Source organism: Acidovorax sp. BoFeN1 (genome assembly GCF_003345135.1).
Taxonomy (GTDB): Bacteria; Pseudomonadota; Gammaproteobacteria; order Burkholderiales; family Burkholderiaceae_C; genus Acidovorax; species Acidovorax defluvii.
Window position 1 is genome coordinate 1 of the sequence record NZ_QOZT01000107.1, and the last position, 11,414, is coordinate 11,414.

An 11,414-nucleotide genomic window follows, 5' to 3' on the forward strand; every position below is an offset into this window, starting at 1 on the left:
GGTGCGGGGTTTGGGGCATGGCAGACGGGCGGTGGAAGCAATCGGCGGGACAACCCTCTGATTATTGAATGCCGTCTGTGCAGCCCGGGGCCCCACGGACGCACCGAGATGAGCACATACAACCGCGCGCAAGTGTTCGCCTTGATCCAGACCATGCCACGCCGGTAGCCAAACCAAGAGAAAACCCCTAAGATGTAAAGTTGAGTAAAAAACTGCACTACTGCAACCTGCGCAGGTGCGGTGTTTTCAATCCTCCAAGGTGAAGTGGCTGACCCGCCTGCGGCGAGCGTCGTCGGATTGCCTTGCAGGTACCTACCCCCTCATCTGGAGTTGCCGTGTTTGATTTTTCTTCCTGGCGCGTGCGCACGCGCCTGACCGTTGGTTTTGGCGTGGTCTGTGTCTTGCTGGTGGCCTCGGTGGTCATGGGCCTGATGGCCATGGGCCGCATGGGTGCAGACCTCAAAGCCGTGGTCGCCGACCATTTCCCCCGCATCGTGGCGGCCACCAATCTCTCGACACAGATCGACGTCATCGCCATTGCGCTGCGCAACATGATGCTGACCCACGACCCCGCTGACCACGAGCGCCAGACCCAGGTCATTGCCCAGTCGCGCCAAGAGGTCGTCCGGCTGTTTGACACCCTCGACAAAACGCTCACCGAGCCCAAAGACCGTGCACTGCTGGACAAAGTAAAAGCGCAACGGGCGCTGTACCTGGCAGGCCAGCAGGAGCTGATCGACCTGATCACGAGCCACCAGGCCGACCTGAGCCGCGAGTACCTCACCAACAAGCTGCGTCCGGTGCTGGCCAACTACAAGACGGCCATTGGCGCGCTGGTGGAATACGAGAAGAACGCCATCGTGCAGGCCGGCACGGATGCACAGCAAACCGCCAACAGCGCACGCACCACCCTCATCGGTCTGGGCATTGCGGCCTTGCTGCTGGCAGCGGCCCTGGGCTGGCTCACCACGCGCAGCCTGGTGCGTGAGCTGGGCGGCGAGCCCCGCACTGCGGCCGATGTGGCCCGTGCCGTGGCCGGAGGCGACTTCACCCAGCCCATTGCCGTCAAAGACGGCGACACCACCAGCCTGATGGCCCAGCTTGCCGCCATGAAAGATGGCCTCGCCCAGGTGGTGTCGCAGGTGCGCCGCGGCTCGGAAAGCGTGGCCATGGCCAGCTCGGAGATCGCACAGGGCAACCAGGACTTGTCGGCCCGCACCGAGAGCCAGGCCAGTGCACTCGAAGAAACCGCCGCCTCCATGGAGCAGCTGGGCGCCACCGTGCGCCAGAACGCCGACAGCGCGGGCCAGGCCAATGCGCTGGCACGCAGCGCCTCGGACGTGGCCGTGCGCGGCGGCGAGGTGGTGGGCCAGGTGGTGCAGACCATGAAGGGCATCAACGAGAGCTCACAGCGCATTGCCGACATCATTGGCGTGATTGATGGCATTGCTTTTCAGACCAACATCCTGGCGCTGAACGCCGCCGTGGAAGCCGCTCGCGCCGGCGAGCAGGGCCGGGGTTTTGCCGTGGTGGCCAGCGAGGTGCGGTCCCTGGCCGGGCGCAGCGCCGAGGCCGCCAAAGAGATCAAGCAGCTCATCAGCGCCAGTGTGGAGCGCGTGGAGCAAGGCAGCGCCATGGCCGACCAGGCGGGCGAGACCATGACCGAGGTGGTGCAGAGCATTCGCCGCGTGACCGACCTGATGGGCGAGATCAACGCCGCCAGTTCCGAGCAGGCCAGCGGCGTGGCCCAGGTGGGCGAAGCCGTGACGCAGATGGACCAGGCCACGCAGCAAAATGCCGCGCTGGTTGAAGAGATGGCTGCCGCCGCAGGCAGCCTGAGCAGCCAGGCGCAAGAACTGGTGCAGGCCGTGGCGGTGTTCAAGCTCGATGCCAGCCAGAGCGGCGCCAGCGCTTACAGCACGCCCACAGCCCGCCCCGCACCCAAGGCTGCCCCGGTGCGCATGCCCGCACCGGCACGCAAGCCCACGGCCTTCAAGGCAGCGCCCGCCAAACCGGCCGCACTGCACGCCCCCAATCCGCCAAAACCCGTCAAGACCGCCAGTGCAGGCGCAGAGGACGACTGGGAATCGTTTTAAGGCACCGGTTGCAGCCCGGCCCTGCGCGGGCGGGCTGCATTGCATTGCCGCACTGAAAGCCGGGAACCTGCCGCGCCAGCAGCGCCCGCCGCAGACGCGTCAAAGGCCGAGGTTTTTTCGGCCGTGCCCGCACGGTGCGTCAACACCCCTGATCAAGGCGCAAAGCAAGGCCATGGCCCAACAGGCGATGGCGGGGCATTGACGGAACCTGTGCGGGGTGCTCTGGCGTGCGAGGCGGGCAGGGGCCATAGAGCCTCCGCCTCTCAGCCTTTCAGCCCAGCAGGGCGGGCAGCTCGCTCATGTGGGCAATGACGCGCACCGCCCCGGCGGCAAGCAGGGCCTCGGGTGCGCCGTGCCCCACCAGCGAGGGGCTGAAGCCCACCACCGTGGCGCCGGCGGCCACCCCGGCGGCAACGCCCGTCACCGTGTCTTCCACCACCAGACAGCGCTGCGGCGGCACGCCCAGTGCGGCGGCAGCGGCCAGGTACACATCGGGCGCAGGCTTGGTGCGCGGCATTTCGTGGCCGCTGAACACGTTGGCACCAAAGTACGGCGCCAGGCCCACTTTCTGCAGCTGCATTTCAACCTTGTAGCGGTCGGCCCCCGAGGCGCAGGCAATGCGCCCGCCCAGGCGCGCATGCACGGCGCGCACGGCCTCAATGGCGCCTTCGATCGGCTGCAGCTCGGCCTCCAGCAGCGCGTTGCGGCGCGCGTAAAACGCGGCCATCCATGCATCGGTCAGCGGCTGGCCGGTGTGCGCCTCGATGCGCGCGGCCTCGCTGCGCACCGTCTTGCCAATGAAGATCCGCATGCACTCGTCAGGCGCCAGCGCCCAGCCGGCCTCGTTCAGCATGGCGCACAGCACGCCATTGGTGATGGCCTCGCTGTCCACCAGCACGCCGTCGCAGTCAAACAGAAGGGCTTCGTAGTTCATCAACTTATCAGGTATTTTTGGCCTCTAGCGCTTATGCATCAAGCGCTATTAGCTATTGTATTTATAGCATTCAAGCCAGCGCGCGCTGGATGATGATCTTCTGCACGTCGCTGGTGCCTTCGTAGATCTGGCACACGCGCACGTCGCGGTAGATGCGTTCGACCGGGAAGTCGCTCACCACGCCGTAGCCGCCCAGCGTCTGGATGGCGGCGCTGCAGACTTTTTCGGCCATTTCGCTGGCAAACAGCTTGGCCATGGCGGCTTCCTTGAGACAGGGGCGGCCTGCGTCGCGCAGCGCAGCGGCGTGCCAGATGAGCTGGCGCGCGGCCTCGATCTGCGTGGCGCAGTCGGCCAGGCGAAAGCCCACGGCCTGGTGGTTGAAGATGGGGGTGCCGAAGCTTTCGCGCTCCTTGGAATACGCCAGGGCCGCGTCGAACGCGCTGCGCGCCATGCCCACGCTTTGCGCGGCGATGCCGATGCGCCCGCCCTCCAAAGCGCCCAGCGCGATCTTGTAGCCCTCGCCCTCGGCACCGATGAGGTTCTCGGCCGGGATGCGGCAGTTGTCGAAGTTGATCTGCGCGGTGTCGCTGCTGTGCTGGCCCAGCTTGTCTTCGAGCCGCGCCACCACGTAGCCGGGGTTGCTGGTGGGCACGAGGAAGGCGCTCATGCCCTTCTTGCCCGCGCCCTTGTCGGTGACGGCGATGACGATGGCCACATGGCCGTTTTGGCCGCTGGTGATGAACTGCTTGACGCCGTTGATGACGTATTCGTCGCCCTCTTTCACGGCCGTGGTGCGCAGCGCAGAGGCGTCCGAGCCCACATGCGGCTCGGTCAGGCAGAACGCGCCCAGCATTTCGCCACGCGCCAGAGGCGTGAGCCAGTCGCGCTTTTGCTGCGCGTTGCCGTAGCGCATGAGGATGGCGTTGACGGGGCAGTTGGTCACGCTGATGGCCGTGCTGGTGCCACCGTCACCGGCAGCGATTTCTTCGAGCACCAGCGCGAGCGTGACGTAGTCGAGGTGGGCGCCGCCAAATTCTTCGGGCACGCAGATGCCGTAGGCGCCGAGTGCAGCCAGACCCTGATGGGCCTCCTTGGGGAAGTGGTGTTCTTTATCCCAGCGGGCGGCGTGGGGCCACAGCTCGGTTTGCGCAAAGTCGCGCACGGCGTCGCGGATCATTTCCTGGTCTTGGGTCAGCAGCATCGTTGTCTCCGTGTGTGTGGGTGTTTTTTGCGTGTCAAGCCCGCAGCCTCACCACGAGGCGAAAGGGGTGCCGTCGCGTTGCAGGAACTGGCCCTTGTGCGCTGGCGTGAGCCGCGCCAACGTGGCGCGCATGGCGGCCACGCTCTCGGGCGCGGTGAGCGGGGCCTGTTCACCCCCCATCTCGGTCTGCACCCAGCCGGGGTGAAGCGCCACCAGCGTGGCCCGTGGGTAGTCGTGCTGGGCGCTGGCCACCGCCATGTTGAGGGCCGCCTTGCTGACGCGGTAAAGCCAGGTGTGGCTGCTTGCCACGCCGCCGATGCGGCCCAACTCACTGCTGATGAAGGCAAAGCGCCCTTGCGCCGCCTCGACCAGCGGGGCGACCTGCGGAATGGCCTGCATGGCGCCCAGCACGTTGGTGTGCATAACGCGGTCAAATTGCTCGTGCGTGGGCGGCGAAAGCGCCGTGCCGTGGCCCATGACGCCCGCCACGTAGAGGGCGGTGTCGATTTTTTCGCCGTCCAGCATCCAGGCCAGGCCGCTGATGCTGGCGGGGTTGGCCACGTCCACAGTCAGCACGTTTTCCACACCCAGCGCCTGCAGGCGCTCGCGCCCGGCGGCATCGCGCGCGGTGGCCAGCACGCGGTCACCGTCCGCCACATACTGGCGCGCAAACTCCAGACCCAGACCGCGCGAAGCACCCAAAATCAGGACATTTGACATCAAATAGGCCTCTAGCCCTTATGCAATAAGCGCGAACAGCTATCAAATAAATAGTAAACCGGGCACAACCCAACAGGTGCCCCGGTGCGGAAAATTGCGTGAAGCGTTTCCGGGGCGCGGCCAGACCCGCTGGCGCCCTGCCCCGGTCGCCCTCAGACCAGCTCGACCGCCACGGCCGTGGCCTCGCCGCCTCCGATGCACAGCGTGGCCAGGCCCTTTTTGAGGCCGCATGCCTGCAGCGCGTAGATCAGCGTGACCATGATGCGCGCGCCCGAGGCACCGATGGGGTGGCCCAGCGCGCAGGCGCCGCCGTTCACATTGACCTTGTCGTGCGGCAGGTTCAGCTCTTTCATGAGCGCCATGGGCACCACGGCGAAGGCTTCGTTGATTTCCCACAGATCCACATCCCCCACAGCCCAACCCGCCTTGGCCAGCGCCTTCTGCGTGGCGCCCAGGGGGGCGGTGGCAAACCACTCGGGCTCTTGCGCGTGCGTGGCGTGGCCCACGATGCGCGCCAGCGGCTTGCAGCCGAGCTTGGTGGCTGTGGATGCGCGCATCATCACCAGCGCAGCGGCGCCGTCGTTGATACTGGAGCTGGAGGCCGCCGTGATGGTGCCGTCCTTCTTGAAGGCGGGCTTGAGGCTGGCGATCTTGTCGAGCTTGACCTTGCCCGGGCCTTCGTCCACGGAGACCACGGTTTCACCAGCGCGGCTCTTGACCGTGACGGGGGTGATCTCGGCGGCAAAAGCGCCCGAGGCAGTGGCGGCCTTGGCGCGCTCGACGCTGGCCGTGGCGAAGGCGTCTTGCTCGGCACGGGTGAAGCCGTACTTGGCGGCGCAGTCTTCACCAAAGGTGCCCATGGAGCGGCCGGGTTCGTAGGCGTCTTCCAGCCCGTCGAGCATCATGTGGTCGAAGATGCGGTCGTGGCCCAGGCGGTAGCCGCCGCGACCTTTTTGCAGCAGGTAGGGGGCGTTGGTCATGCTTTCCATACCGCCCGCAACCATCACATCGTGCGTGCCGGCCAGCAGCATGTCGTGCGCAAACATGGCGGCTTTCATGCCCGAGCCGCACATCTTGCTGAGCGTGACCGCGCCCGCCTCCTTGGGCAAACCGCCCTTGAACGCTGCCTGGCGCGCCGGCGCCTGGCCCTGGCCGGCCATCAGGCAGTTGCCAAACAGCACTTCGCCCACAGCATCGGGTTGGACACCCGCGCGCTCTACGGCGGCGCGGATGGCGGCGCCGCCCAGGTCGTGCGCCGCCAGGGCAGAGAAGTCACCCTGGAAGGCGCCCATGGGGGTGCGCGCCGCGCCGACGATGACGATGGGGTCTTGTTGCAATGCGGACATGAGAAGGCTCCTTGAGATTGAGGGAATGCGCGGTGATCAATGGGCGGCGTGGTGGAAACGCCGCTCGGGGTCGTAAGGAAAAACGTCGTACACATGGCCCGCCTGGATGCGTTCTTTGTGCTGCTGCCAGAAAGTCACGTCCAGCAGATCGCCGTGGTGCTGCATGAAGACGGCGCGCACGGCGTCGTTGCCCAGCAAAAAGGGGCCAAAGGTTTCGGGAAACACGTCGTGCGGGCCCACGGTGTACCAGACCTCGCCGCTCATTTCTTCTTCTTCGTTGCGCGGCGTGGGCACGCGGCGGAAGTTGCAGTCGGTGAGGTATTCGATCTCGTCGTAGTCGTAGAACACCACCTTGCCGTTGCGCGTGACGCCAAAGTTCTTCCACAGCATGTCGCCGGGGAAGATGTTGGCGGCCACCAGGTCTTTGATGGCATTGCCATATTCGATGACGCTGCGCTCCATCTGCTGGTGCGCGCGCGGGTCGGAAAGGCCGGTATCAAACGCTTCCTGCAGGTAAATGTTGAGCGGAATCATGCGCCGCTCGATGTACAGGTGCTTGATGATGACTTCCTGGTGCCCGTCGCCGTCGCGGTCGCTGATTTCGAGCTGGCTGGGCGCGAATTTCTCGATCTCGGCGATCAGCGCATCGTCAAAACGCTCGCGCGGAAACGCGACTTCGCTGTATTCAAGCGTGTCGGCCATGCGCCCCACACGGTCGTGCTGCTTGACCAGCAGGTACTTGCCCTTGATCTGCTCGCGCGTGGTTTCCTTGGGAGGCGGGAAGTAGTCCTTGATGAGCTTGAACACGAACGGAAAGCTTGGCAAATCGAACACCAGCATCACCATGCCCTTGATGCCGGGCGCAATGCGGAACTTGTCGGTGGAGTGCTTGAGGTGGTAGAGGAAGTCGCGGTAAAAAAGCGTCTTGCCCTGCTTGGCCAGGCCAAGGGCGTTGTAGATTTCGGCGCGGGGCTTCCTGGGCATGAGGCTGCGCAGAAACTGCACGTAGGCGCTGGGCACCTCCATGTCAACCATGAAGTACGCGCGCGCAAAGCTGAAGAGCATTTGCAGGTCGTCTTCACCAAACAGTGCGGCATCAATGAAGAGCCTGCCATCGTCGTCATGCAGGATGGGCAGGGCAAACGGCACTTCGTTGAAGCCGTTGATGATCTTGCCCACCACATACGCGCCCTTGTTGCGGAAAAAAAGGCTGCTGAGCACCTGGATCTGGAAGTTGGCGCGCAGCCTGACCTTGTCGAGCCGGCCGCGCATGGCGCTCACCACGCAACCGGCATCGCGCGGCAGGTCCACAAACTCCCGCTGGAGCTGAAAGGTTTCGACGATGTGGCACAGCGTTTCGTGCAGGTTTTCGCGCGTGGGATAAAAGGCCCGGTAAGTGGGCCGCGCGGCGGGCTCGTCGTTTTCGATGTATTCGGTGCTGACGGCGGGCCGTACAAAGATGAAGTCGTTGTGAAAATGCGTGCGGTGCAGGATCTTGGTGGTGACCGAGTTGAAGAAGGTTTCGGCCAGCTCGGGCTGGTGGTGGTTGACCAGCAGGCCGATGTAATGCAGCTTGATCTGGTGCCACACATCCATGGTTTGCGCGCCCGCGCTGAATTCCTTTTCGAGCCGTCGCACGCACTCCTTCACGCGCAGGTCATAAAACTCGATGCGCTCGCGCTGCGCCCGCTGCTGGCCGTGCCAGTCGGCGGTTTCAAAACGGTGCTTGGCCCGCGACGACTCGGTGCGAAACAGCCGGTAATGGCGGTTGAAACCGTCCATCATGGCCTTGGCAATGCCGTAGGCCTGGGGGGAGTCGAGCCGCTGCGGAAACATGCACCGACCTGCGCAATTACTGCCGACGGGCCGCCGCGACCCCTGCGATGGCGGCCTTGTAGAGCGACTCCAGGCCCTCGGTGCTGTCCACGCTCATGTGCAGGTTGTTGATGAGCCCGTCTTTGAGGCCATAGCACCAGCCATGCAGGGTGACCTTTTGACCACGGCCCCAGGCGTCCAGCATCACAGTGGTCTGCGCAATGTTGATCACCTGTTCGATGGCGTTGAGCTCGCAAAGCACGTCATGGCGCGACTCAGGGGCCGTCGCAGCAATCAGATCGCGGTGGCGGTCACGCACGTCCTGCACATGGCGAATCCAGTTGTCGGCCAGGCCCACGCGTGTACCCTCCAGCGCGGCGAGCACGCCGCCGCAGCCATAGTGGCCGACGACCATCAGGTGCTCGACATGCAGCTGATCCACCGCGTACTGGATGGTCGACAGACAGTTCAGATCAGTGGGCACGACCACGTTGGCCACGTTGCGGTGCACAAATATCTCACCAGGCTCCAGGCCCGTGATCTGGTTGGCTGGCACACGGCTGTCCGAGCACCCGATCCACATGTACTTGGGCTTTTGCTGGGCCAGCAGACCTGTGAAAAAGCCGGGGCGCTCGCGCTCCATCTGGGCTGCCCAGGCACGGTTGTGAACAAACAGGTCGTCGATCGTTGAAGGCATGTTGTCCTTGATTCGTCAGGGGAGAGCGGATACTCAGCAAGTCTCGGCAAACAGCTCGCGGCCAATCAGCATGCGGCGGATTTCGCTGGTGCCCGCGCCAATCTCATACAGCTTGGCATCGCGCCACAGGCGGCCCAGCGGATACTCGTTGATGTAGCCGTTGCCGCCAAAAATCTGGATGCCGTCACCCGCCATTTTGGTGGCTTGTTCAGCGCACCACAGGATGACGCTGGCGCAGTCCTTGCGCACCTGGCGAACATGCTCGCTGCCCAGCATGTCGAGATTTTTGGCCACAGTGTAGGCAAACGAGCGGCCGGCCTGCAGCAGGGTGTACATGTCTGCCACCTTGCCCTGAATGAGCTGGAACTCGCCAATGCTCTGGCCAAACTGCTTGCGGTCGTGGATGTAGGGGACCACGTTGTCCATCACGGCCTGCATGATGCCCAGCGGACCACCGGTGAGCACCGCGCGCTCATAGTCCAGGCCGCTCATCAGCACCTTGGCGCCCATGTTCACGCCGCCCAGCACGTTGGCCGCAGGTACTTCGACGTTGTTGAACACCAGTTCGCCGGTATGGCTGCCCCGCATTCCGAGCTTGTCGAGTTTTTGCGCAATGCTGAAACCTGGCATGCCCTTTTCGATCAGAAACGCCGTGACGCCACGTGCTCCCAGTTCAGGCTCGGTCTTGGCATACACCACCAGGGTGTCGGCATCCGGGCCGTTGGTGATCCACATCTTGTTGCCGTTGAGCAGGTAGTAGCCGCCCTTGTCCTCGGCCTTGAGCTTCATGCTGATCACGTCCGAGCCTGCACCGGGCTCGCTCATGGCCAGGGCACCCACATGTTCACCGCTGATCAACTTAGGCAAGTATTTTTCTTTTTGCTCCTCGCTGCCGTTGCGGTTGATCTGGTTCACGCAAAGATTGCTGTGTGCACCATACGACAGACCCACCGATGCGCTGGCACGCGAGATTTCCTCCATTGCCACCATGTGCGCCAGGTAGCCCATGGCAGCACCACCATATTGCTCGGGCACCGTGATGCCCAGCACGCCGAGATCGCCCATCTTGCGCCACAGATCCATGGGGAACTGATCGGACTGGTCAATTTCTGCCGCACGCGGAGCGATTTCTGCCTGGGCGAAATCGCGCACCGCGTCGCGCAATGCGTCAATATCGTCTCCCAGCTGGAAGTTGAGGCCTGGAATGTTGGCGGGAACGCTCATGAATGTCTCCTCGGATGGATGGAACGGTATGGTTTTTCAATGACGGATGTTTTCGCGGCCAGTTACTGCCATCAGCGTGCAGCCCATGGTGGCCACCAGCTTTTCGTGGGTGCCATCGAGCGCGTAGGCGCGCCCTTCGCAAACAGTGATGGTGCGGCCAGGCTTGAGCACCCGGCCCTCCATGCGAAAGCGCTCGCCACGGGCAGGCGCCAGAAGGTTGATCTTGAACTCGATGGTGAGGACAGCCGCTTCTTCTGGCATCAAGGTCAATCCGGCGTAGCCACAGGCTGAATCGAGGGCGGTGGCCACCATGCCCGCGTGCAAAAAGCCGTGCTGCTGGGTCAGACCTGCGGCCCAATCCAGTTCAATATTCACAGCACCGGGAGCAACAAGACCGAGGCGTGCACCAAGGGTCTGCATGGCCCCTTGCAGCGCAAAACTGTCGTGAATCCGAGCGACGTAGCCTGGCGCCTTGACCTCGAAAGGGGTTGTGCTCACACTCACTCCTGATTTACGTTTACGTAAACGTCAATTATCAACTATTTTTGGTTTTCCATGGCTCGCAGCAATACCCGCGCTTCCTTTTCGTGCTCTTGAACTTCTTCCAGATTCGCCTGAAGGTCAGCCAGCTGGTCTTCGAGTTGCCGCCGGTGAACGACGAGAACATCCAGAAATTTCTGCAATTGCACACCGGTATCTCGCGGGCTGTCGTAGAGATCAATGATCTCCTTGGCCTCGCTCAATGACAGGCCAAGACGCTTGGCTCGCAACGTCAGGCGCAGGCGCGTGCGGTCCCGCGCGCTGTAAACCCGGCTGCGACCCGCAGGTCCATTGCGCTCGGGCTGCAATAGACCCATATCTTCATAGAAACGAATGGCGCGCGTGGTGAGATCAAACTCTTTGGCAAGATCACTGATGGTGTAGGTGTGAGCCATGGTGGCGCAGCATTGCAGTGCCGCTTTGGGCAGGAAACTTCCTGCTGCAAACGATGGCCACTGTGCAACGCTGTCTGACGTTTACGTTAACGTCAATAGTACCGCAACTTGGACCATAGGCGATTTGACTACCACTGCCGCCTCTTTCAAATACACGCTGGCGTAAACGGCTTGCCAGCATGAACACCACCGCTTGGGCGATCTAGCGGCCAGCGACCCGAGCTCCCACGGCGATAAGGTGCAAAGCAGACTCACCGGATACGACGTTTGCCGGGTAACTTGGCAGGCATTGAGTTTGTTGTGCAGTGTTTTGGCAATTCCAAAGCAGAAACGCCCCCTTCTGATCACAGAGGGGGGCGTTGCTGGGCTGTAAGAGCCTGACGATGACCTACTTTCACACGGGAACCCGCACTATCATCGGCGCAAAGTCGTTTCACTGTCCTGTT

Annotated in this window: 10 protein-coding genes; 1 reads left to right on the forward strand and 9 read right to left on the reverse strand. The window is 63.3% G+C overall.

Features of this window, described 5'->3' with window-relative positions:
- Window positions 1–335: 335 nt before the first annotated feature.
- Window positions 336–2,096 (forward strand): methyl-accepting chemotaxis protein, encoded by a 1,761-nt coding sequence (locus DTW89_RS20005; RefSeq protein WP_201741033.1) that lies wholly within the window; start codon window positions 336–338, stop codon window positions 2,094–2,096.
- A 271-nt stretch (window positions 2,097–2,367) separates the two neighbouring features.
- Here DTW89_RS20005 and DTW89_RS17240 read toward each other — a convergent pair whose 3' ends face one another.
- The 9 genes from DTW89_RS17240 to DTW89_RS17280 form a co-directional block, all read right to left on the reverse strand.
- The gene (locus DTW89_RS17240; protein ID WP_011806863.1) at window positions 2,368–3,030 is read right to left on the reverse strand and encodes an HAD family hydrolase; all 663 of its coding nucleotides are present in this window, start codon (window positions 3,028–3,030) and stop codon (window positions 2,368–2,370) included.
- 70 nt (window positions 3,031–3,100) lie between these two features.
- Entirely contained in the window at window positions 3,101–4,231 is a 1,131-nt protein-coding gene (locus DTW89_RS17245) for an acyl-CoA dehydrogenase family protein (RefSeq protein ID WP_114656819.1), read from the reverse strand.
- Window positions 4,232–4,279: 48 nt separating this feature from the next.
- Window positions 4,280–4,951, reverse strand: coding sequence for an SDR family oxidoreductase (locus tag DTW89_RS17250; RefSeq protein WP_024814004.1), 672 nt, complete (start codon window positions 4,949–4,951; stop codon window positions 4,280–4,282).
- Window positions 4,952–5,103: 152 nt separating this feature from the next.
- The gene (locus DTW89_RS17255; RefSeq protein WP_114656820.1) at window positions 5,104–6,297 is read right to left on the reverse strand and encodes an acetyl-CoA C-acyltransferase; all 1,194 of its coding nucleotides are present in this window, start codon (window positions 6,295–6,297) and stop codon (window positions 5,104–5,106) included.
- A 36-nt stretch (window positions 6,298–6,333) separates the two neighbouring features.
- Entirely contained in the window at window positions 6,334–8,133 is a 1,800-nt protein-coding gene (gene aceK, locus DTW89_RS17260) for a bifunctional isocitrate dehydrogenase kinase/phosphatase (RefSeq protein ID WP_114656821.1), read from the reverse strand.
- Window positions 8,134–8,149: 16 nt separating this feature from the next.
- Window positions 8,150–8,809, reverse strand: a complete 660-nt coding sequence (gene can, locus DTW89_RS17265; RefSeq protein WP_114656822.1) for a carbonate dehydratase — start codon at window positions 8,807–8,809, stop codon at window positions 8,150–8,152.
- A gap of 33 nt (window positions 8,810–8,842) precedes the next feature.
- A complete protein-coding gene (locus tag DTW89_RS17270) occupies window positions 8,843–10,033 on the reverse strand; it encodes an isovaleryl-CoA dehydrogenase (protein WP_114656823.1) in 1,191 nt (396 codons plus the stop codon).
- Between the two features lie 36 nt (window positions 10,034–10,069).
- Window positions 10,070–10,453 (reverse strand): PaaI family thioesterase, encoded by a 384-nt coding sequence (locus DTW89_RS17275; protein WP_114656824.1) that lies wholly within the window; start codon window positions 10,451–10,453, stop codon window positions 10,070–10,072.
- Window positions 10,454–10,572: 119 nt separating this feature from the next.
- Window positions 10,573–10,968, reverse strand: coding sequence for a MerR family transcriptional regulator (locus tag DTW89_RS17280; RefSeq protein WP_024813998.1), 396 nt, complete (start codon window positions 10,966–10,968; stop codon window positions 10,573–10,575).
- Window positions 10,969–11,414 lie beyond the last annotated feature (446 nt).

Coding starts and splice junctions, on each gene's coding strand:
- DTW89_RS17240 (WP_011806863.1), bottom strand. CDS start 3,030: ATGAACTACGAAGCCCTTCTGTTTGACTGCGACGGCGTGCTGGTGGAC.
- DTW89_RS17245 (WP_114656819.1), bottom strand. CDS start 4,231: ATGCTGCTGACCCAAGACCAGGAAATGATCCGCGACGCCGTGCGCGAC.
- DTW89_RS17250 (WP_024814004.1), bottom strand. CDS start 4,951: ATGTCAAATGTCCTGATTTTGGGTGCTTCGCGCGGTCTGGGTCTGGAG.
- DTW89_RS17255 (WP_114656820.1), bottom strand. CDS start 6,297: ATGTCCGCATTGCAACAAGACCCCATCGTCATCGTCGGCGCGGCGCGC.
- aceK (WP_114656821.1), bottom strand. CDS start 8,133: ATGTTTCCGCAGCGGCTCGACTCCCCCCAGGCCTACGGCATTGCCAAG.
- can (WP_114656822.1), bottom strand. CDS start 8,809: ATGCCTTCAACGATCGACGACCTGTTTGTTCACAACCGTGCCTGGGCA.
- DTW89_RS17270 (WP_114656823.1), bottom strand. CDS start 10,033: ATGAGCGTTCCCGCCAACATTCCAGGCCTCAACTTCCAGCTGGGAGAC.
- DTW89_RS17275 (WP_114656824.1), bottom strand. CDS start 10,453: ATGCAGACCCTTGGTGCACGCCTCGGTCTTGTTGCTCCCGGTGCTGTG.
- DTW89_RS17280 (WP_024813998.1), bottom strand. CDS start 10,968: ATGGCTCACACCTACACCATCAGTGATCTTGCCAAAGAGTTTGATCTC.